Genomic DNA, 20002 nt, shown 5'->3' with positions numbered 1-20002 from the left:
GGGAGGGATCGTTGTGACGACATCCGTCAGGAACAGGGCCTCATCTCGCTGCGTGACCGATGCGGCGGCGCGTCACCGCCTCTGCTGCGCATCCGGCGATCCGCCCTGTCTCCGGGCCGGGCAGACCCTCCGTCGAGCACAGGCCGGCCCCCAGCTACGTCGCCCGGATCCTGGCTCTCCCCGGGCGGGCAACGCCTCATGCCGCTGCCCTCTGACAGGTGATCTTGGTCGGTTGCCAGGCGATATTGACCGGCGCGGTCGAACGCCTTGCGAAGACGCCCAGAAGGGACGGGCGGGGAGCATCTGTAGGGGGCGGGGTCACGATGGTGCCTTCCTGTCGAACACGGTGGGCGTGGGCGCCGCGCTAGGCACGGCCGGGGGAGCGGTAGGCCTGGAAGTGGGCGAGCGGGTGGTCGAGCGGCAGATTCGGGTTCCAGGCGGTCAGGCACTGGGCGCTCGGTGCGAACAGCGGGCCGGGCAGCGCGTCCAGGGGCCAGAACCGCCAAAATTCGATGGCCTCCTCGCGCTGCTCCGGGACGCCGGACCACTGCGTGACGACGACGGGCACTGTCACCCGGACGACGTCGCCGACCCGGTCCAGGAGCGTGCCCAGCACCCTTACGTCGCCGGGATCCGCCACGAGGCCGGTCTTCTCGCGGAGTTCGCGGACGGCGGCCTGCGCGAGGGTCTCTCCCGGTTCGACGGTTCCGCCGGCGAGTTCCCACGTACGGCGCCGGTGCCGCCCGAGCAGGACTCCGTCCGGGCCGTGCACGATCACGCCGACGCCCAGCGCGGCATTCGGCGGTGGCGGTGCGCTGGTGCGGGGGCGGCTCGGTACGCGCCGCGGGCGGCGGGCGGCGTACAGCCGGTAGGAGACATGGTTGTCCGGCTTGTCGGAGTCGATCGCGGTGACCGCCTCCGTGGTGAGACCGTGTTGGACCAGGAGGTCCTCCCACAGCTGCGCGGTAAGGACGGACCCACATGTCGACGGGGTGATCGTCGGTGGTGCCGGGCAGCCGCAGGATCTCGGGTCGCGGGGCGACCTCGTTCGACGGTCCGGTGCCGCCCGAGTTGGTGTGCAGCGCGGAGAAGAGGAGGCGGCCGCCCGGCTTGAGGCTGTTGGCCAGGACGGGCAGTAACCGGTCGGGGTCCAGGTAGGGGACGGAGCAGACGGAGTAGATCAGGTCGTACGGGTCGGCGTCCCGTAGGTGGGCCACGGCGTCGGCGCACATCAGGCGCAGGCCCGGGGTGTCGGGGTAGCGAGTGGCGGCGCGCTGGTGCTGTGCGGGGGAGGCGTCGACGGCGGTGACGTCGGCGCCGCGGGCGGCAAGGTGGGCGGCGTGCCGGCCGAGCCCACTGCCGAGGTCGAGGACGCGCAGTCCGGCCACGTCGCCGAAGACCTCGGCGCCGGGGCCGGTGCCGGGGATGCCCCAGTCCCACCGGTCCAGCTCGGGCAGCTCGAGTCCTCGCGCGAGTTGGTGGTTCCCGTAGGTGTTCCAGGTCGCGACGGTGTCCTGTTCGATGGTCACCGGTCCTCCATCCGACTGCGGGCGGGGTCAGGGGCGCAGGGCGTAGCAGCGCAGGACGTCAAGGTCGGCGGTGTGGACGGCGGACCAGCCTGCGGTGAGAAGTTCGGCCTGGGCCGGGGTGATGCCGAGGTTCTGCAAGGGGTCGGTGGCGCCGCGGCGGCCGGTGATCTCGGTGACGACCCAGAAGGTTCGCCCGGGGCGAGGAGGTAGCGGACTCGGTCAAGGAAGTCGGCCTTGTCGTCGATCCACCGGTAGACGAGTCGGCAGGTGATGACCGCGTAAGCCGGCTCCGGCAGGGCGCCGAAGTCGTCGGCGGTGATGTCCACGCACCGCCAGGCCGGGCGGGCGCGGTGTCCTGGGCGGCGGCGAGCGTGATGGCGCTGGGGGAACAGTCGATGCCGGTCGTGCGGTAGCCGAGCTGGGCGAGGCGTCGGGCAAGAGCGCCGTCGCCGCAGCCGATGTCGAGGTCGGACGGGCGCAGCCACGGCCGAGGTGGTCCCCGCCCGCGCGATTCGCGACCATCTGCGCAGACGCAGCATCCGCACGGTGATCCCGGAACGGGCCGACCAGCAGGCCAACCGCATGCTGCGCGGAGTGGCAGTATCTCAACAGGGTTGCTTCCGCTGGCAGTTGGGGAGATGGCGCGTGATTGAGACGGTTATTCAGATAGTCACTCAGGTCGCTGGGGGGACGCTGACCGCAGCGGGGACCGGGGTGGGGCAAGCGGTGTCGGATCTGGTGCGTGAACGGCTCGGTGGTAGTGAGGGTGGCCGCTCGGCGATTCAGGCTGTCGAAGCCCGGCCGACGGACCCGGGGGCCGCGGCAAGGCTCAGGGCCTCCCTCCAGGCGGAGATGGACGCCGACCCGGAATTCTCGCGGCGGATCGCCGCGACGCTGGCCGCCGGGCCCCCGCCGGCCGAGCTCCCGAAGGTGACGTCCGGCAGCATCACCATTGACGGCTCAACGGTCAGGGGCCGCAACACCATCTCTGTGGGGCCCGTCACCATCAATAACACCCGCAACAACCGCTACTCCCTGCTCGCCGCAGCGCTGATGCTGGCCACCCTGCTGGCCTTGGGCCTCTACGGCGGAACTCGGCTCATCACGGGTGACGATGCCGGGCAGCGGAAGTCCGTGACCCCGCTGAGCGATGCCGTCGCCCTACACGTGCTTCCGGACCTGGCCAGCCTGCCGGCGGGTTGGACCCAGCCCAAGGCGCCCGACATCGGGGGAGCGCAGGTGCCGGAAAGCGCGGGGCTTTCCTACTTCGCCTCCGTCGATTTCCTCATGGGCGATCCCGACGCCGACCTTCACATACGCGTCGCAGCATTCACCAGCGCGCAGAAGGCCCACCTCTTCCACCGCAAAACCGAGGAGGCCGAAGGCAAAGGCGGTGGTGGGTCCGCAGGATCGCTGCCCCGTGTCGGAGACGAAAGCTTCGCCGGGTCGTTTCCCAGCGCGAACGGGGAGGCGGCCGGTTCCGCCGTGTCTTTCCGCGTGGGCACCGTCCTCATCCTCGTTCAAGGTGAGGACACTGACGGACGGCCGTTCAACGGAACTTGGCTCAAGGGCCTCGCCACCATGATGGCGGAGCGAGCGCAGCAGGCTCAGAACGGCCAGGAACCCTCAGCATCCGTGCGCAATACCTGAGGAAGCCGCGCCGTACGCAGGGAATTGAGGGCCTAGAGGTTGTCCCGTAGGGGGGTGTGGGTCATCCGGTGAGGGCCAGGTTGTGGAGTCGGGCCATGCCGAGCATGGCCTGGTGCACGCCGTTGCCCTTGAGCCGGCAGTCCCGCGGGATCTTCCAGGTCTTCAGCCGTGACAGGGCGACGCGTACTCGCGCCCGGCGGTGGACGGTGTTCTCCGCTTCCTGTTGTGGGCTGAGGTGCCTGTGGCCTCGCCGTCTGCGGTGCGGGATGAGCAGGCCGGTGCCCTGGTGGCCGCCGTCGGCGATGGTCGGTGCGCCGCGGCAGGCCTGGTCGACGCCGGACTCTGTTGCCCCCCGGCAGTCGTTGCGGCTGCCGGGCAACGGCAAGGCGATCGCCACCACCAGGCGGCTGTTCGCATCGATCACGACCTGCAGGGTCGAGTACCGATAGTTCTTGCTCGAAGCAGCGATGCTGCGGTAGCGGGTGGGCGGCCGCCGACTTCGAGACTCCGAACAACGGCGCCACCTGCCGCAACGTGAGGTTCGTGCGTCAGTACGTCGCCACCAGCAACACCCGGTCCTCCAGCGGCAGCCGCCACGACCGGCCTTGCTGGACACCACCACCCCGGCGCCGGACCAGCTCCACCAGCCTGGCGAACTGCACCTCGGTCAGCCCCGGCAACGGCTCGATCCACTTCGGATCATCTGCTGAGATCACCCCACCCATACCCAGCCAACGCACCAACCGCCCCACCGGTTACGGGACAACCTCTAGGGTCTGTCGTTGAATGATCTTCGGTGGTTGATCATGATCGGGTGATACGTCGCCTTGGACCTCGGCCAGAGTCCGTAGTCGAAGGCCAGGGCTCACCGTGCATCCTCGCTCGGCGAGCAGCGGTCACACCTCGTCGATTGCGCGGGTGATGGTGGAGCGGTCCACTGCGAACCAGCAGGCGAGCACGTCGTGCGTGGTTGCGTGCCGGAGGTGCACGAGGGTAGCCAGGAGCCGGTCGACGAACACCAGCCGGTGCTTCGCACCCGCGCCCAGCGCCCGCTTCCGCGGCCTGGAGGCAAGCCTTGTCTGGTGCCGTTCGTGCCACAATGGACCAAGTTCAGGCACGAGTTCAGCAATCACGTCGGCCGGCAGGCCCGTGATCCTCCGGTCGCTGATGATCGCTGCACGAGACGCGTCCCCTACTACACGCCCATGATCGATGATCTGAAGCTCGGCGTCTCACCGCTTACCGTGCACGAGCTCGTTAGCGTAGGCCCTGCGCGCGGACCGCTTCCCACCTTGCCTCCTGCTGCCGGTGGTACAGCCAGCCTCTGCTGGCCAGCACCGCGAGCAAGCCGGCACCGGCCAGGATCCACTAGTGGGTCAGCAGCCAGTTGATGACGGTCACCACTAGGGCGCGTACGGAGTTGTGATCTCGATCCTGGCCGTCGCTTCCGGCGACGGTGATCGAACTGATAGAACGCGCCTGTGCCTCGACGCGAACTGACCGATAATCAATGGGAGTTGATCAGCCCTCACCTGCCGATCGGGCAGTGCGGCCCCTATCCGGAGAACCTGCGCGACCAACTGGAGGGGATCATCTGGCGGTTCCGTACCGGCAGCCCGTGGCGAGACGTGCCGGAGGCGTTCGGGCCCTGGTCCACCGTCTACGGCCGGTTCTCGCAGTGGCGCGATGCCGGGGTGTTCGCCGCCGCGATGGAGGCCGTGATCGCCGAGGCCGCTCGCCGCGGGCAGGCGGACTTGTCCCTGGTCAGCGTGGACTCCACCACCGCCCGCGCCCACCACGCCGCGGCCGGCATGGTCGTGGGCGAGGAGGTCCTGTCCGCCCTGGAGAAGGCTGCCGAAAAGGGGGCACGCGAAAGGCGCGAAAGCAACGCAAGCGGCAGGCCGTGGCCGAGGCGGTGACCCCGGCCGGGGAGGCAGAGTCCGACCCGGAGCGCGAGGAACGCCGCCGGATGCCGCGCCGGCAGCGCGCTCGGTTGAAGGCGGCAGCCCTGGGGCGCTCCCGGGGTGGTCTGACCTGCAAGGTCCACCTGTCGGCCGAGCGGCGGTGCCGTCCGCTGTCGTTCGTGGTCACCCCCGGGCAGGCCGCCGACAGCCCGCAGTTCACGGCGGTGCTGGCCAAGATCAAGGTGCGCGGGCCGGTCGGGCGCCCACGCACCCGGCCGGCCGCCGTGGCCGGCGACAAGGCATACTCCTGCCGCGCCAACCGCGCCCACCTGCGGCAGCGGAAGATCAAGGCAGTGATCCCGGAGAAGGCGGACCAGGCAGCGAACCGGAAGAAGAAGGGATCGAAGGGCGGGCGCCCGATCACGCACGACGCCGAGCTGTACAAGGAACGCAACACCGTGGAGCGGTGCATCAACAAGATCAAGGACTGGAGAGGGCTGGCCACCCGCTACGACAAGAAGCCGGAGAGCTTCGAAGCGGGGCTTCAGCTGCGCGGCACGGTCATCTGGCTGCGCAGCCTCCGCCCCGCATGATCACGGCTCCTTACAGGTTCTGGACCCGACGGCCCGTTGCGGAGGCGAAGCCCAGCCAGGTGTGACGGTTGCCCGCCCAGCACCAGCCGACCTTGGGGGCATTGCGGCGCTCGCGGCCATCGCGCCCGGTGCCGTTGCTGATCCAGAGTGCCGGCGTGCGGGCGTCCAGAGCGCCGTTGGCTTTGCGCAGCCGAGAGCCGATGGTCATGAAGCAGTGGTTGCGCTCCAGGACGGCGGGCTGCTGCATCACCCAGTGGATGCCCTCAGTGAGCAGCAATGGGGTCCGGGCCTTCGCGGTGAGGGCAGGCAGCGCCTCGTTCGGGCTCCAGTTGCCCATCTGGTCGCCACGGTTGAGGCCGGTGAGGAGGTAGAGCGGAGCGTCGGGCAGCACGACCGTGTCGAGCGGGGCGAAGAGGTCGACATCCGGCATGTCTGTGACAACGAAGCCCGCTTTGCCGTCACGGCGGAGCAGCGGCGCCAGGGCGGAGGCAGGGGCTTGGTCCGGGTGAACAGCGAGCAGGGCGCTATCGCCGCTCGCAGGGGCATCGACGGCTGCGGCGAAGGTACGAAGCTCGACGGCAGGCAGCCCTGCTAACTCGTGCACCCCCAGCTCGATGAGCCGCTCGGCCTGCGCGCTCAGGGCCGGGAGTGCGGGGAGAACAGTGGAGGTGGCGTGCGTGGTTTCGGGCACGATACTCCCAGGGGCAGCAATTTGGATGGGCCCAGGGGCAACGAAACGCCTCGCCGGAACGTTCCCGCCACTGCGGCCTTCCCCCGGCCCCGTGATCGCGACTCCCTACAGGCCCTAGGGCGACGGCGAAGCTGGCGGCCACCAGGAGGCCGGGAAGCCGGTCGTCTGCGCGCCGCCGCCTGCCCGGCCTGCGCCGCCGTGCCGACGGGCGCATGGTCGTGGCCGCCCGGCCTTTACGCGCTTGGGGGCTCACCGGCTGGCCTGCGTGACGTCGCTCGCAAGCTGTCCCAGGATGTTCAGGATTCCGTGACCCGCCGGGGTGGGGGCGATCAAAACCCCCAGCGCCAGAACGATGACGACTGTCAGCTTCTCATCCAGCGGCTGCGGGCCTTCGCTCGCGGCACAGCGTCTCCATGCGCGCGGGGTTGACCTAGAGCTCAGTCGAGGAGGCAGGGTAGGGCCATGGGCGACACGGAAGAGTCATTATCGGTCGGCGAGATGGCGACGCGAACTGGTGTGTCGGTTCACACGTTGCGGTATTACGAGCGGATTGGGCTGTTGGCCGGTGTGCCGCGCACGGCCGGAGGTCGGCGGGTCTACGGCACGAAGCAGTTGGCGTCCATCGAGTTCATATCTCGGTTGCGCGAGACCGGGATGCCCATCGCCCAGATCTTGAAGTACGCCGATCTGGTCCGGGCTGAGCACGACACAAGGCAACAGCGCCTCGACATCCTTGTCGACCATCACCGCAGAGTGCTTACCGCGATCGAGGAGCAGCACCGGCACCTAAAGGTCATCCAGACCAAGATCGATCTCTATCGGCGGGATCTGGCCCGCACTGACGAATGACTCTTCCGCTGCGTCCCTCATCTGCGCTTCCCCTCTCATGAAGGACAACGTCATGACGCAAGCATTGCCGACAGGCCGGGCTCCTGAAGCTGGTCCTGTCGTCGTGATCACTGGTACATCATCGGGAATCGGCCTGGCTTCAGCAATTGCGGCGGCGCAGGCCGGTTGGACGACGGTGGCGACCCTGCGGGATCCCCTGCGCACTGCAAAGCTCCTGCAGGCAGCAGCGGAAGCGGAAGTCTCGCTGGACGTCCGGCAACTCGACGTTACGGACGAGAGGTCGGTGTCACGGTGCATTCAAAGTGTTATCGACGATTACGGCCGCTTGGACGCTCTGGTCAACAATGCCGGGGCCGGACATGTCGGCACCGTTGAGACTGACGACATGCAGGCCTTCCGTGCCACCGTCGAGGTCAATTTCTACGGCGTGGTACGCACCACCCGGGAAGCGTTGCCGCACCTGCGCGCCTCCCACGGACGAATCGTCACTCTCAGCAGCGTCGGCGGCGTAGTCGGCCAGCCCTTCAATGAGGCGTACTGTGCAGCAAAGTTCGCCGTCGAGGGTTTCACAGAAGCACTCGCACCGGTTGCCGCTGCCGTAGACGTCAGTGTCACGCTGGTGGAACCGGGCGCAGTGAACAGCGAGTTCGTCGCCAACGCCGGCCTCGAGCCGAGCCGCCTTATGGCGGATGCCGGACCGTATCGGGACATCCTGAGCCGATACGTCGCTCGAACGATGGAAAAGTTCGGGAGCAATGCCCAGCCGGCGGCTGAGGTTGCCAAGGTGATCGTTGATGTGCTGGGTATGAGGAACCCGCCATTGCGGGTGCAGACTTCAGCGTGGTCCGAACAGTTTGTCGGTCACAAGCTTGCTGACGCAGACGGTGCAGCAGTCATGAGTCTGACCTCGGGGTGGCTCGCCGACGCCTGAGGCGTCCCAGGACCGGGTTGCTGCCGCGGCGGACCCGAATTGACCTCGCGTTCGCCATGGCTTGCTTGAACTAGCCGCACGCGCGTCTCATGGATGCTTGTCAATAGTTACCGCGATGTCATGTCCACTCTCCAAACTTGGGAGCGCTCCCAAGGGACGGCACGTTCCTTCAAGCCGGAAGGTCTATCTGCCATGCCCGATTCCCGTCGAATGTCATGGATGGCGAAGGTGATCCGTGGCCTACCCGCGTTGCTTGCGCTGGCCATCACCTTCAGTATTCCGCCCGCAGAAGCGGCTGCGGCGGCCCCCGTCATGACGTCATGTGACAACTTCTACAACGCAGCTGTCTCCGACGGCCGGTACCGGATCCAGAACAACGTATGGAACGACGTCGGCGGAACGCAGTGCCTGCGCGCAACCGGTGCCCGCTTCGAACTCACCCGATCCAACCATCGCAAGCCGGTGAACGGGCCGCCTGCGAGCTACGCCTCCCTCTACAAGGGGTGTCACTACCGCGCGTGCAGCGCGGCCAGCGGGCTGCCACAGCGAGTTGACCGCATGCAACGCGTTCGCACGGATTGGAACTCGTCGAACGTCACCTCCGGGGCATACAACACCTCCCTGGACCTCTGGTTCGATCCCCGTCCGAACTTCGCGAGCATCAACGCCGGAGAAATCATGGTGTGGCTCAACCACCGAGGCGGCCCCCAGCCTGCCGGCTCCCGGATGGGCCAGGTGAGGATTGACGGCACGGCGTACGACCTGTGGAAAGGCGTGCTGCGCGACAGCAGCCGAAACATCAGCTGGGTAGTGGTGACCTACGTCCGCAAGACACAGGTCACCGCAGTGGCACAACTCGACCTGCGCAACATCACTCGGGATGCGACACGACGCAACTACATCAAAAACGGGTGGTACTTGAACAGCGTGCAGGCTGGCTTTGAGGTCTGGCAGGGCGGTAAAGGCCTGCGCACCAACTCATTCCACGTGTACACCCGATAAACGGAACGCAGCGTAGTGAAGGAGCCTCTGTGCGAGTGTATCCGTCCGTAATAGGCAGTGTGGTCATCGGGGTGGCGCTAACCGCCGCGTCCACCGCACCCAGTGCAGCAGCCATCGACACGAGCGGCGCCGCCATCCGCCGTGCCATCACCCACGTCCAGGGGGCGGACTCACCGCAGTGCCGCTACAGGGAGCCGCAAGGCCAACTGTATGGCGTGCAGACCGTATCCATGACCGCTCAGCGTAAAAGAGCGCTGATCCGCGCCGGTGCCACCAGCCGGCACATCGCCATCGCCATGCTCGAGAACGAGAAGATGGACACGTCGTACCCGCTGTACGACAACAAGTCCGGCGACGCCGCCAACTTCGGTGTCTTCAAGCAAAACTGGGGGGTCATCCGCTCGACCTCACCCCGGTATCACCGCCTCAAAGCCGCGGACTATGCACGAGGCCGCGAGCTGAACAGCAACGTCAGCCTCGACGTGACCGTGCTCAAGCAAAGCATTCAACGATACGGACTGAAACGCTGGATGGCGGCTCACCGCTGCGGGGCCACAGGACTCACCAACCCCAACCTCAGGGCAGTCAAACAGTACATAGGTGCGGTGGACATCCTCACGGAGAAGATCGCCGCAAGTGACCGACAATTCGGCCCGAACGACTACCGCAACCTCAAGCGCAGCAACAAACGCTTCTGGATCAACGTGCCGGCTGTCTGACCGAAAGGGCGCGGCAGGCTTCCCTCCTGCCGCGCCGTCCGAGACGCTTCTCACCTAAGACTTGTCCCGTAACTGATCTTCGACTGCAGCAGGTGGATCCTGCTGCACTGGGGAGCTCTGAGCCATGCGGTCGAAAGCCGGTTGTGTAAGCGGGCGGCACCAAGCATGGCGTGGACGCCGTCGCACTTTACGCGGCAGTCGCGCGGGAACTTGGGCTTGGGCCGCGCTGCCGGGCACTTGCTGGCCGGAGCTGCTGCTCATGGAGGAGCAGAGCCTCAGCTGTTCTGGATGCGCCGGGCTGCAGCCACGAGTTCGGCAGGCAGCGCGGGACCAGCACACGCGTGATCAATCAGCAAATCCCGGTACGAGTCGTTCGGCAGATTCGGCGCCAGTTCGATGAGTTCGCTCAGATCGGCAGGCGAGCCGGTCAGCCGTGCCCGGTAGGCAGCCCCGGCCGCGCGAAGTGAGAACTCAGCCGGCTCGTACCCCATCGCCTGATCGATCAGCTGGACCGCAGAGGTGAAGTCGCCCTGCTCAGCACGCACATCGGCCAGGTCGAGATAAAGCGACCAGTTGGCCGGGTCCAGGGCAAGAGCGCGCTCGAACGCCGTCACTGTCTGCTCAAGATCACCCAGCTTGCGCCACGTACCCGCTCGCACAACTTCCGTCAGCATGATCGGCTCAACGGAGTCCGCCTGGTCGCAGAGGGCAAACGATGCATCGGTGAGACCGCATGCCCGCAGCAAGATCGCCATCTTGGCCAACGCCTCTGGCAACGGCTGGCGGGCAGCGACAACATCGATGGCTTCGAACCAGGGCCGAAATCGTTCCCGCATGCTTTCGGTGTCCAGATCACGGCCGTAGTCCATCGTCCGCATTGCGGCCTCAGCCAAGGCATCGGCACTCACCTCACCGCGAAACCGTTCATCGCTGAACCAGGGGGATGCGGCCCAGGCGATGTCGGGTCGCACACCCGTGACCGATCCGATCGCCAGCGCCGCACCGTCCATGTCGTCCTGAAGGAAGCTGATGTACGACTGCGCCAGTACCGTCCTCAAGGAGTCGGCACCCCGAACGACCTCGGCCAGCTCCGACGGCTTGTCGCTCCACAACTCAGCAAGAACCGTATAGGGCTCGGGGTTCTCAGGCGCGGAGGCGATGGCACCCGCCAGATAGTGCACGGCTGCCGCTGGGCTGCCCCCACAGTGCGCCATCACCCGCGCGAGACCTACTCCAGCTGCTACCGCCCGATTCGCCATCGTCCGAGGGTATCCCTGGTCCGGCCGTATGCCAGCCGCCCCATGTCTCGCTGGACACGATGCCATGATCTAGTTGTGGCAGGAGTGATTGCGGCGTCGGACCAATCCTGGATAGCCCATTCACCGGGCTGAGCCCGCGGCAGTTCCGCGAGCTGATCACCGCGCTGCGGCGCGAGGGCGCGGACTCGGTCCGCAAGGGCCGGCCCTGGGGGCTGCAGTTGGAGGACCGGGTACTGTTGGTCGTCGCGTACTGGCGCACGAACCTGACGCTGCGGCAGCTCGCCCCGCTGTTCGGGATCTCAAAGTCCGCGGCCGACCGCATCATCGGGCATCTCGGTCCCCTGCTCGCGCTCCTCCCGCGCAAGCGGTTCCGCAAGGACGCCGTGCTCATTGTGGACGGCACCCTGGTGCCCACCCGCGACCACACAGTCGCCGAGCAGTCCAAGAACTACCGATACCCCACTAACCACCAGGTCGTCATCGACGCCGACAGCCGTCTGGTCGTTGTGGTCGGCCGGCCGCTGCCCGGTAACCGCGCCGACTGCACGGCGACGCCGCCGAGGCTGGACGCTGGATGTACCTCGAAGAGGACCGGAACGCCGACGAGACCGCTGCCTTCGAGGCGCGGTACGGGTCTCCCGGGTGGCGGATGAAGTCCCTCGCCTGGCAGGGTCCCGAGGCGAAGGCCGCCACCGCTTTCGCGGAGGGGCAATTGGTCGCAGTGCGGACCGCCTGCGCCGAGGAGTTGGGGCACCCCGTCGACTGGGACGACCCCGCCTCCTACCGGGACGACCTGGAAGGGGAGTACGAGGCGCCCTACGAGCCGTGGACGGTCAGCGGTGTGCTGGCGGGCGTCGGCTGCCTGGTGGCGGCCCTTGTGTTCCTCGCGATCTGGGTGAATGGACTCGTTGCGTGCGAGCCGCAGTAGGAGCGCAGCGCCCACAGCAGGCTGGCGGTCCTCGGTGTTGCGGTCATGGTCTTCCCTCACGTAGTCGGAGCGGGGCGCCCGCGCGGGGGCGGCCGCCGCTGCTCAGTCGGCTGGTTTGACGGGTGCTTAGCCGTGCCAGGGGTTGTCGGGGCTCTGAAGCTGCCGTACGCGGGCGTGGTGGGTGGCGAATTCGTCGGCGCGGGTGTGCCGCTGCTTCCACAGCACGGCGAGTCAGCGCAGGGCGCAGGTGCGCTGGGCGGCGAGGAAGAGGTGGCGGTTGGCGGGGGTGATGCCGAGGTCGGGCAGGAGCGTGATCCAGGTGCTGTCGGGGATCTCGCGGGCGCTGATGTGTTCGATCAGGTCGGCGGCGTCGAAGTGGACGGTGCTGTGCCCGCTGTACTCGAAGTCGACGCAGGGGCTGGAGGCTCCGTCACGCAGCCAGTTGTTGAGGTTGGAGTGGCCGGGGGAGAGCACGGCCGTGGCGGAGGTGTCGTCGACGAGCTCGGCGTCGCCGCTGGCGTGCCAGGCGGTGAGCGGGGCGCGCATGTCGGCGGTCAGCGGGTCGTTCTCGTGGCCGGCGACGAGTTCGGGCCAGCTGCCGGTCAGGCGCAGCATGTAGGGAAGCCGGAGTCGATGCGCTCCAGTTCGGCCATCAGCCCGGACAGGGGCACGGCGTGGAGGCGCTCGGTGGTCTGGGCCAGGCCCTTGAGGGCGGCTTCGCGGTCGGGGCTCTCCAGCAGCGGCGTGCCCTTCAGCAGCGTCATGCCGATGGCGGGGACCTCGTCGTGGTTGTCGAGCCACAGCGGGCGGGGGACGTCGTCGACGTGGTGCTCGGCGAGCAGGGTCAGGGCCGTCCACTCGCGGTCCACGCGCCGGTGGTGGTTGCCCTTGGCGTAGAGCTTGACGCAGATGGCCCCGGCCTCGGGGTCGTCCCCGGCGTAGACGTGGTTCTGGAAGCCACCGGTGAGCGGGCGCAGCCCGTGGCCGGCCAGTACTTCCTTGAGGCGGGTCTCACTGTCGGTGCGGGCCGCGCAGGTCGGTGAGGAGCTCGGCGGGCGGGGCGAGACGCGTGGGGTGCATGCGGGGTACTCCGTGACGTCTGGTGGTCGGCGGTACGGGAAGAACGGGTCGGTTCGCTCTACTGCATGGCGCCTTCATGGGCGGCACGGTGCGGGGGGAGCGGGAACTGCGTGCGGCGGCCCGCACCCTGGCCGAGCGGGGCGTCGACGTGGTCAAGGTGATGGGCAGCGGCGGCGCGAACAGACCCGGCACCGACGTCGCACGCTGCCAGTTCACCCTGGACGAGCTGCGCGTGGTCGTCGACGCCGCGCACGCCGCCGGCCTGCCGGTCACCGTGCACGCGCACGCCCTCCCAGCCGTCGAACAGGCCTGGACGCGGGCGTCGACGGCATCGAGCACTGCACCTGCCTGACGGCAGAGGGTGTCGTGATCACCGACGGCCTGGTGCGGCGCCTCGTACGGCAGGGCGTACGGGGCTGCCCCACGCTCGGCGACCCCACAGGCCGTACCGCCGCCGAACGTGCGGGCGGTCATGGAACGCTTCGGCTTCAGCATCGAGCAACGGCAGCAGCACGCCGCCCGGATGCACCGAGCGGGCGTTCCGCTGGTCTCCGGCGCGGACAGCGGCATCGACTCCGGCAAGCCGCACGGCGTACTGCCCGCCGCCGTCACCCAGTCGGCCGGGGGTGGCGTCCCGGCGGACGAGGCGCTCGCCACGGCCACATCCCTGGCGGCGGACGCCTGCGGCCTCGCCGGCCGCAAGGGCCGTCTGCGGCGGGGTCTCGACGCGCACCTGCTGCTGGTGAGCGGCGACCCGTTCACCGACCTGGCCGCGCTCTCCCGCCCGGTCGCGGCTGGCGGCGGGCCAGTGGGCGAGCACCGATCCCCGAACCGGACCAGAATGAACCGAAAGGTCCGGTTCGATCGCAAGGGTACGGTGATGCACGACAACGCCGAGAACGCAGCGGAAGAGCCCACGGAGCCCGAGCCGTACGACGAGGAAGCCGAACCCGGGTACGACGAGGACGAGGCCGCCTACGAGGAGGACGCCTACGCGGCGGACCCCGCAGCCGTTCGGGCCGACCCCGACGTCTTCCTCGACGTACCCCTGCTGAAGGTCGACGAGATCGATCTGGACGTCGAGGACCTGCGCGCCCACGTCTCGCTCCAGGCCGAGGTGCTTGACCTGCTCAAGCTCAACGTGGGCGCGGACGTCTCGCTCGGCCGCGTCCACCTCGGCATCTCGGGCGTGGAGGCGCAGGCCCAGCTCAGGGTCCGCCTCGACAACGTCGCGACGATCATCAACCGGGTGCTCACCACGCTCGACCGCAACCCCGAGATCCTGCACGAACTGGCCCGCGGGGTGGGCTCGGCGGTGCAGGACGTCGGCAGCGGAGCCCGTGTCGCCGTCGGCGAACTGGGCACGGGTGCGGGAGCGGCCGTCCAGGACGTGGGCAGGGGCGCAGGGGCCGCCGTCCAGGACGTCGGCCGGGGTGCCGGAGCAGCCGTGCAGGACGTCGGCCAGGGCGTCGGCTCGGCGGCGGTGGACGTCGGCCGGGGCGCGGGCCGCGCGGTCGAGGACGTGGGCGGCGGCGCCGGCCGTGCGGTCCAGGACGTGGGCGGCAGCGCGGGACGGGCCGTCGGCGACGTCGGCAGCGGCGTCGGGCGGACCGCCGAGGAGGTCGGCGGGGGCGCGGATCGCGCCGTCGGAGGCGTGGGCGGTGCCGCGCAACGGACCGTCGGGGACGTCGGCGGTGCGGCCGGGCGCGTGGCCGCAGGCGTCGCCGACGCTTCCACGGCCGCTGCCGGGACGGTCGGTGAGGAGACCGTCGGCGCCACCGGGAAGGCGGCCCGCAAGACGGCGGGCGGCCCCGCGCGCCGTCGGTCCGAACTGGCCGGTCGCAGGACGGCCTCGAAGGCCGCGGACGAGCAGCCGGACGAGGCCCCGCCCGCGGAGACGGGCACGCGCCCGCGCCGCAAGCGCACCGAGGACGGCAAACCCCCTCCGCGCCCCCGCCGCCGCGCCACCGGGGAAGCCGAGGAGCCGCCCTGAACGACGGATGCACCAGCCATGGAGTCGGAGCCTGAGCCGGCGGCCTGGGACATCGTGTTCGAGTCGACGGTCCGTGCCGGCCGGCTGCGCTTCGAGGAGGAACCGTCGACAGAGGTCCGCTTCCCCGGCGCCGGGCAGCGGGACTCGATGAGCCGCAGCGAGCGGTCGCGCCTGCCCCGCCCGGTCGAGGCGGGCCGGGACTACGACGACGTCACCGTCGCCTACCGCCTCGCGACCAGGATCACCGGCACCCCGGAGGGCGGCCTCGAGGGGGCTGGGAGTGGGGGTCAGCAGGCGTCGTGACATCGCGGACGCAGCCGCCTGCTCCGCCCGTACCGGCCAGGAGCTGACTTTCAGCACCGGTGCCCGCATCGACAACACCTTGGCGACCTCGGCCAGGGCCGGTCCACCGGTCCACAGTTGTTCCAAGGTGGAGGCGAGATAGCAGTCGAGGACATAGCGGTAGAGCTCGGTATCGGCATTGGCGACGAACTCGCTGTCCACCGCTCCCGGGTCGATCCCAGGGACGGCGATCTCCGACGACGCTGCCTCCAGGCCGGGCCCGTGCTTCTGACCACGCGCCGGTGATCGAAGCACGGGCCCGGCACGAACAACTTGCCAGCCGAAGGGAAAAATTCGAGTGATCTCCATCTTTTCGCTGAGAGACACGCGCAGTGTTAGAGCTGACGGTAAGTCACCCGTCTGTGCGCAAAGCCTCCCGGTAAAGATCGATCTTGGCCTGAATGGCGTCGAGATGTCGGCGCTGCTCATTGATGGCCATCAGCACGCTCTGGTGGTGATCGATCAGGATTTCGAGGCGCCGTTGCCTGGTGTCGTCGTCGGCCCGGACGAGTTCGGCGTACGTCAGTACTTGAGCAATCGGCATCCCGGTCTCGCGTAGCCTGGAGATGAATTTGATGGACGCCAACTGCTTTGTGCCGTAGACCCGTCGTCCGCCAGCCGTGCGAGGGACTCCAGTCAGCAGCCCGACCCGCTCGTAATAACGCAAGGTGTGAACCGACACTCCAGTTCGCGCCGCCATCTCGCCGATCGACAATGACTCCTCTACGTCGCCCACGTCCTTACCTTGCCTCCTCGACTGGGCTCTAGGTCAACAACCGCGCGCCCACCACTCAGGGGGAGGCCCTCCGGGTCGGGTCGCGGACGCCGGCCTGGTGCCATGCCGGCTGCGGCCCTGGCGGGCGACCACCATCGCCGATGACGCGGCGCCGGTCACGTTCGACCTGCCGGCTCGTAACTTCACCGCTGACGCTTTCGGGCGCAAACTGGTCGGCGATATCACCTAGGTTCCTACCTGGGCCGAGTCCTTTATGGCCCGATCACCATCGGCTGCCGCAGAAGTCCACGCTGGGTGCGAGGTGTTGCAGGCAGCGGCATCGGCGGAACACTCAACATCACTGTCCGAGATGCGCAGGGCCCCTCAGTCAGGACCGGGGGCCCGGCCGCGGCCGACGTGACACACCATGCGGTTGCTGATGTAGCGATGACCGCAGGGGCACCGATACGGTACTTCATGCTGTTCAGCCTCTCGGTCGAGACGTCAATTGATACGATACGCAACTTCGGTGAAATCGGAGGGACAGCCATCTCTGCACCCACTGGGGAGGTCGAAGGAGTAGTTCCTGCCGCCCTGGATCAATGCATCGTTCGCACTGTGCACACGGATCCGGAAATGTGTTCCGCCTGAGTGTGTCGCGGCGATGACGAAAGCCTGGCCCGCCGTGTCCCGGTTGCTGGCTTTGTGCCACGCCCCACCGGTGAGGTGATCAACGCCGTGGATCCCGTCAGGCAGATGAGCGATCGCGATGGCGGGGTAGGAGGTTTTGGCGCCCTGGAGGAAACCGATTGTAATGTCGCCGTGGTAGTTCGGCGCATGCACGAAGGACCATGAGACCACCGGGTTGGTCCAGCGTTCTTTGAGGCCGGTAACCACGGCGCCGTTCTTCCTGAAGTGCCCCAGCGAAGCAGTCGAGAGATCGAGGTGTCCTGGACTCTCGCGGCACCAGGCGTTGGGGTCGGAGCAGCGGTCAGCGACCAGCAGGGTCAGCGTTGCGCCGGTGTAATGATTGGGCCGCAGCGTGCCGCCGCGGCAGAAGGGCTTGTGCGGGGCACCGTCGTTCGTACCGCCCGAGCAGAACTGCCCGAGCTGCACCCGCACCCAGCGTCCGCAGTTGTGGCCGCGGTCGTACTGGCCGGTCCTCGCTCTGCTGCCGTAACCGTTTGCCGTGTTGAGCGCGGCGAAGTCATTGGTTCTGAGGGCCGACTGCGGTATTCCGCATGCACCGAACGGTTTGCCCAGGCCGTCGAAGTGTGTTGCGTATCCCGAGTTGCCGGTTCTGGACGCCACCTGCCGAGTGAGAGTCGGCTGGTTCATCTGTCCCGTTGGCACCAGGGCCGCTGCTGCGACACCGACGCCCAGCAGTGTCAAGAGCGATTTTCTACGCTTCCTGAAGTTCTGTCGCATGCAAGATCTCCTGTCAGTGAGCGGCCTGCCACGCAACGCGGACACCACCTGTCGCGCGATGGTCGACAGACCCATCGAGTGCGTCGCCGTACGTGAACCACACCGCGGCTGATGCCGGTGGACGCGCTCGGGTCGCCTCTTGCGACCGAAGCTGGCCCGCCGCGAGAAGCACCAGCGGACTTCTCGGCAGTGGACGGACTGGCACGGCTGCTCCTCCTCGCGGGATATGGGTCTACAGGTCCGCTGGCGCGCTGGGCCAAGCCGGCCTGCGGTCTGCATCCCGGCAGACCTGTTCGGACACAGGCTGACGATTTGATTGGTGGGGAACGCACGCGGTGCGCGCCAAGGGTCAGATGAAGCGCCACAGGTGGTCGGTGGTGCCGTTGTCCTCCCACTGGGTGACTTGAGCGGCGTCGGCGGTGGACATCCCGTCGACGGCGAGCAGCTTCCCCGAGCGGACGTTCACGATCTTCGACCAGCCGTCGCCGTTGTCGACGATCCGCCAGACGTGGTCCGGGGTGTTGTTGTCCTGGTACTGCTGGACATGGGCGCCGTTGTCCAGGCTCTGATCGTGCACCGCCAGCACCTTGCCGCTGTTGCGGTTGAGGATCCGCACGGTGCCGTCGCCGTTGTCGATCAGTGTCCACAGGCGGTCGGCGGTGCCGTTGTCGGCGTACTGGGTGACCTCGGCCGTGTCGGTCAAGGACATCCCGGAGACGGCCAGCACCTTCCCCGAGTTGCGGTTCTGGATCCGGCGCCAGAGGGTGCTTGAGACGGCCGGGGGCAGCAGCAGCGCGAACGCCCCGCCGACCACGGCCCGGTCGGCGAAGCCCCGCTGGGCGGCGGTGGCGACCACGTACCAGTCGGTGAGGGGGGTCCGCTGCCCAGTCGTGTGGGCGAAGTGGTAGACGCCGTTGACCAGCGTGTCGCGGGTGGCGGGGTGATCGGCCAGCCAGGCCGCGGTCCACAGCTCCCAGTCGACCTTGGTGTAGTCGTTGCGCGGGTCGAGGATCACCCCGTACGTCCCGGCGTGCGCGGAGTACCAGGAGGCCTCGCGTGCGGCGGTGCCCGTCGGCACCAGGTCGAGGCCGAGCAACCGGTCAGGGAAGCCGTTGTACTTCAGGCTCCAGGTGCCGTCCTGGTCGTAGGCGAGCTTGAGGTGGCTGCCGGAGGAGTCCTCGGAGAGCGTCGTCCAGCGGCTGATGCAGCTACGGGCGAGTGCGGAGTAGCGGGCGGCGTCCGCGGTGTTGCCGGTGGCGCCGGCGATGACGCCCATCGCGCCGATCCCGACGATGCCCTTCAGCGCCAGGTTGGAGCTGTGCGCGATGAAGCCGGTGAAGTCGTCGGTCTGGTTCTGGTAACCGGGGTCGAGGGCATTGGCGGCCAGGTACTCGGCCCACTGGCGCAGGATCGCGTAGTGGGTGCGGGCGAAAGCGGCGGCGTCGGCGGCGGGCAGCCGTTGGACGACGGCGGCGGCCATGATGAGCATGTTGGCCGACTCCTCGACCGGCATGGATTCCTCGTTGCCGTCGTCGTGCCCGTCCGCGTTTGGGTAGAGCCGCCCGAGGTCATGCTCGGCGAAGGCGCTGGGCCAGGCTCCGTGCTCGGGGTAGTCGAGCAGCGGCTCCAGCAGCATCCGCAGATAGGCGGGGGAGAGGTACAGGTACACCGGGAACGTCGGGTACACCACGTCCACGGTCGACATGTTGCCGCTGGAGGAGATCTCCTTCTGGAACGCCCACGGGCTGCCGCCCCGGTCCACCAGCTCCGCGCTGGCCACAGCTTGCCGCAGCGCCAGAGCGCAGACAGCGGCATAGTGCTCACCCGTGGGGCCCCCGCCCGCGGCGGCGACCGCGTCGTCATGGATGCGCTGGTCGAGAGCGGCGGCGACGGTCAGCGCCGACGTGTGGTCGGCGTTGAACCAGACCACCATGTCGGCCCAGGAGCTCCAGTAGTGGGTCCACCAGGGCTGGAGTGGGGTGCCGAGGTAGCTCACGGCGGGCGTGCGGACATGACCGAGGACGAGGGTGAAGGCAGCGGAAGAGGTACCGGGACTGACGGTGCCGAAGTCCCGGTTGAAACCCAGCACGGGCCAGCGGTCCTTGATCGCCCTGGGCTGGGCACTGTCCACGGTGCCGGAGAGACGTCCGCCGCTCGCCGAGGCGGTGCGCACCACGGTGTCCTGGCCGATCTGCCAGCTGGTGCCGCTGCCGGTGGGTGCCGCGAGCACCAGTTGCCCCCAGGCGGCCTGGTCGCCGTCTTCGCGAAGCACCGCCGGGGAGGCGGGCTGGGCACTAACTGATCGTTTCAAAATGAGGTTCTGAGTCGTCTCAAGCAGATGATGCTGCATGCGAGTTGGAGTAGTCCGAGGTGGAGGTCGGCGCGTATC

Annotated in this window: 16 protein-coding genes and 8 pseudogenes; 12 read left to right on the top strand and 12 right to left on the bottom strand. The window is 68.2% G+C overall.

What is annotated here, in order from left to right; translation table 11 throughout:
- Positions 1–364: 364 nt before the first annotated feature.
- The 3 genes and pseudogenes from AB0F03_RS33050 to AB0F03_RS33040 all read right to left on the bottom strand — a co-directional run.
- A complete protein-coding gene (locus AB0F03_RS33050) occupies positions 365–778 on the bottom strand; it encodes an NUDIX hydrolase (protein WP_361998873.1) in 414 nt (137 codons plus the stop codon).
- A 361-nt stretch (positions 779–1139) separates the two neighbouring features.
- Positions 1140–1388, bottom strand: a pseudogene (locus AB0F03_RS33045) (class I SAM-dependent methyltransferase); the annotation flags it as partial.
- Positions 1389–1935: 547 nt separating this feature from the next.
- A pseudogene (locus tag AB0F03_RS33040) lies at positions 1936–1989 on the bottom strand (hypothetical protein); the annotation flags it as partial.
- A gap of 41 nt (positions 1990–2030) precedes the next feature.
- Here AB0F03_RS33040 and AB0F03_RS33035 point away from each other — a divergent pair.
- A pseudogene (locus AB0F03_RS33035) lies at positions 2031–2129 on the top strand (IS5/IS1182 family transposase); the annotation flags it as partial.
- A gap of 45 nt (positions 2130–2174) precedes the next feature.
- Positions 2175–3179: a hypothetical protein gene (locus tag AB0F03_RS33030; RefSeq protein WP_361998988.1), complete on the top strand. Its 1005-nt coding sequence runs from the start codon at positions 2175–2177 to the stop codon at positions 3177–3179.
- A gap of 61 nt (positions 3180–3240) precedes the next feature.
- Here AB0F03_RS33030 and AB0F03_RS33025 read toward each other — a convergent pair.
- Both AB0F03_RS33025 and AB0F03_RS33020 read right to left on the bottom strand, forming a co-directional pair.
- Positions 3241–3904, bottom strand: a pseudogene (locus AB0F03_RS33025) (transposase family protein).
- A gap of 105 nt (positions 3905–4009) precedes the next feature.
- Positions 4010–4396: pseudogene (locus AB0F03_RS33020) on the bottom strand (transposase family protein); the annotation flags it as partial.
- Between the two features lie 264 nt (positions 4397–4660).
- On the opposite strand from AB0F03_RS33020, the pseudogene AB0F03_RS33015 reads away from it, so the two are divergent.
- A pseudogene (locus AB0F03_RS33015) lies at positions 4661–5676 on the top strand (IS5 family transposase).
- Between the two features lie 10 nt (positions 5677–5686).
- Here the strand turns inward: AB0F03_RS33015 and AB0F03_RS33010 are convergent.
- A complete protein-coding gene (locus tag AB0F03_RS33010) occupies positions 5687–6367 on the bottom strand; it encodes a DUF5701 family protein (RefSeq protein ID WP_361998870.1) in 681 nt (226 codons plus the stop codon).
- Positions 6368–6829: 462 nt separating this feature from the next.
- Between AB0F03_RS33010 and AB0F03_RS33005 the strand changes: the two genes are divergently transcribed.
- The 4 genes from AB0F03_RS33005 to AB0F03_RS32990 all read left to right on the top strand — a co-directional run bounded on the left by AB0F03_RS33005 (position 6830) and on the right by AB0F03_RS32990 (position 9868).
- The gene (locus AB0F03_RS33005) at positions 6830–7216 is read left to right on the top strand and encodes a MerR family transcriptional regulator (protein ID WP_361998867.1); all 387 of its coding nucleotides are present in this window, start codon (positions 6830–6832) and stop codon (positions 7214–7216) included.
- Between the two features lie 37 nt (positions 7217–7253).
- Entirely contained in the window at positions 7254–8147 is an 894-nt protein-coding gene (locus AB0F03_RS33000) for an SDR family oxidoreductase (RefSeq protein WP_361998864.1), read from the top strand.
- A gap of 219 nt (positions 8148–8366) precedes the next feature.
- On the top strand, positions 8367–9149 hold the full coding sequence (locus AB0F03_RS32995) for a hypothetical protein (RefSeq protein WP_361998861.1): 783 nt from the start codon (positions 8367–8369) through the stop codon (positions 9147–9149).
- 59 nt (positions 9150–9208) lie between these two features.
- On the top strand, positions 9209–9868 hold the full coding sequence (locus AB0F03_RS32990; protein WP_361998858.1) for a hypothetical protein: 660 nt from the start codon (positions 9209–9211) through the stop codon (positions 9866–9868).
- A 275-nt stretch (positions 9869–10143) separates the two neighbouring features.
- Here AB0F03_RS32990 and AB0F03_RS32985 read toward each other — a convergent pair whose 3' ends face one another.
- Positions 10144–11049 carry a tetratricopeptide repeat protein gene (locus AB0F03_RS32985; RefSeq protein WP_361998855.1) on the bottom strand — a complete coding sequence of 302 codons (906 nt, stop codon included), beginning with the start codon at positions 11047–11049 and terminating at the stop codon, positions 10144–10146.
- Between the two features lie 153 nt (positions 11050–11202).
- On the opposite strand from AB0F03_RS32985, the pseudogene AB0F03_RS32980 reads away from it, so the two are divergent.
- Both AB0F03_RS32980 and AB0F03_RS32975 read left to right on the top strand, forming a co-directional pair.
- Positions 11203–11663, top strand: a pseudogene (locus AB0F03_RS32980) (transposase family protein); the annotation flags it as partial.
- A 2-nt stretch (positions 11664–11665) separates the two neighbouring features.
- Positions 11666–12055 (top strand): annotated as a pseudogene (locus AB0F03_RS32975) (DUF6584 family protein); the annotation flags it as partial.
- Positions 12056–12286: 231 nt separating this feature from the next.
- Here AB0F03_RS32975 and AB0F03_RS32970 read toward each other — a convergent pair.
- Positions 12287–12670, bottom strand: coding sequence for a hypothetical protein (locus AB0F03_RS32970; RefSeq protein ID WP_361998852.1), 384 nt, complete (start codon positions 12668–12670; stop codon positions 12287–12289).
- Positions 12658–13032, bottom strand: coding sequence for a phosphotransferase (locus AB0F03_RS32965; RefSeq protein ID WP_361998977.1), 375 nt, complete (start codon positions 13030–13032; stop codon positions 12658–12660). The genes AB0F03_RS32970 and AB0F03_RS32965 overlap by 13 nt, the downstream gene beginning before the upstream one ends.
- A gap of 179 nt (positions 13033–13211) precedes the next feature.
- Between AB0F03_RS32965 and AB0F03_RS32960 the strand changes: the two genes are divergently transcribed.
- The 3 genes from AB0F03_RS32960 to AB0F03_RS32950 all read left to right on the top strand — a co-directional run bounded on the left by AB0F03_RS32960 (position 13212) and on the right by AB0F03_RS32950 (position 15431).
- Entirely contained in the window at positions 13212–13487 is a 276-nt protein-coding gene (locus AB0F03_RS32960) for an amidohydrolase family protein (protein ID WP_361998849.1), read from the top strand.
- 120 nt (positions 13488–13607) lie between these two features.
- Complete coding sequence (locus tag AB0F03_RS32955) at positions 13608–15128, top strand: amidohydrolase family protein (protein ID WP_361998847.1); 1521 nt, start codon at positions 13608–13610, stop codon at positions 15126–15128.
- 18 nt (positions 15129–15146) lie between these two features.
- Positions 15147–15431, top strand: a complete 285-nt coding sequence (locus AB0F03_RS32950; protein ID WP_361998844.1) for a hypothetical protein — start codon at positions 15147–15149, stop codon at positions 15429–15431.
- A gap of 391 nt (positions 15432–15822) precedes the next feature.
- Here the strand turns inward: AB0F03_RS32950 and AB0F03_RS32945 are convergent, their stop codons facing one another.
- The 3 genes from AB0F03_RS32945 to AB0F03_RS32935 all read right to left on the bottom strand — a co-directional run bounded on the left by AB0F03_RS32945 (position 15823) and on the right by AB0F03_RS32935 (position 19924).
- Positions 15823–16206 (bottom strand): MerR family transcriptional regulator, encoded by a 384-nt coding sequence (locus AB0F03_RS32945; protein ID WP_361998841.1) that lies wholly within the window; start codon positions 16204–16206, stop codon positions 15823–15825.
- A gap of 483 nt (positions 16207–16689) precedes the next feature.
- Positions 16690–17613 (bottom strand): hypothetical protein, encoded by a 924-nt coding sequence (locus tag AB0F03_RS32940; protein WP_361998838.1) that lies wholly within the window; start codon positions 17611–17613, stop codon positions 16690–16692.
- Positions 17614–17962: 349 nt separating this feature from the next.
- Positions 17963–19924 (bottom strand): DUF4965 domain-containing protein, encoded by a 1962-nt coding sequence (locus AB0F03_RS32935; RefSeq protein WP_361998836.1) that lies wholly within the window; start codon positions 19922–19924, stop codon positions 17963–17965.
- Positions 19925–20002 lie beyond the last annotated feature (78 nt).

The organism is Streptomyces sp. NPDC028722, from assembly GCF_040637655.1.
Classification (GTDB): domain Bacteria; phylum Actinomycetota; class Actinomycetes; order Streptomycetales; family Streptomycetaceae; genus Streptomyces.
The sequence above is the reverse complement of the archived record's forward strand: the minus strand, read 5'-3'. Positions and strand labels throughout refer to the sequence as shown.

Coding starts and splice junctions, on each gene's coding strand:
- AB0F03_RS33005 (WP_361998867.1), top strand. CDS start 6,830: ATGGGCGACACGGAAGAGTCATTATCGGTCGGCGAGATGGCGACGCGA.
- AB0F03_RS33000 (WP_361998864.1), top strand. CDS start 7,254: ATGAAGGACAACGTCATGACGCAAGCATTGCCGACAGGCCGGGCTCCT.
- AB0F03_RS32995 (WP_361998861.1), top strand. CDS start 8,367: ATGGCGAAGGTGATCCGTGGCCTACCCGCGTTGCTTGCGCTGGCCATC.
- AB0F03_RS32970 (WP_361998852.1), bottom strand. CDS start 12,670: ATGCTGCGCCTGACCGGCAGCTGGCCCGAACTCGTCGCCGGCCACGAG.
- AB0F03_RS32960 (WP_361998849.1), top strand. CDS start 13,212: ATGGGCGGCACGGTGCGGGGGGAGCGGGAACTGCGTGCGGCGGCCCGC.
- AB0F03_RS32955 (WP_361998847.1), top strand. CDS start 13,608: ATGGAACGCTTCGGCTTCAGCATCGAGCAACGGCAGCAGCACGCCGCC.
- AB0F03_RS32950 (WP_361998844.1), top strand. CDS start 15,147: ATGGAGTCGGAGCCTGAGCCGGCGGCCTGGGACATCGTGTTCGAGTCG.
- AB0F03_RS32940 (WP_361998838.1), bottom strand. CDS start 17,613: ATGCGACAGAACTTCAGGAAGCGTAGAAAATCGCTCTTGACACTGCTG.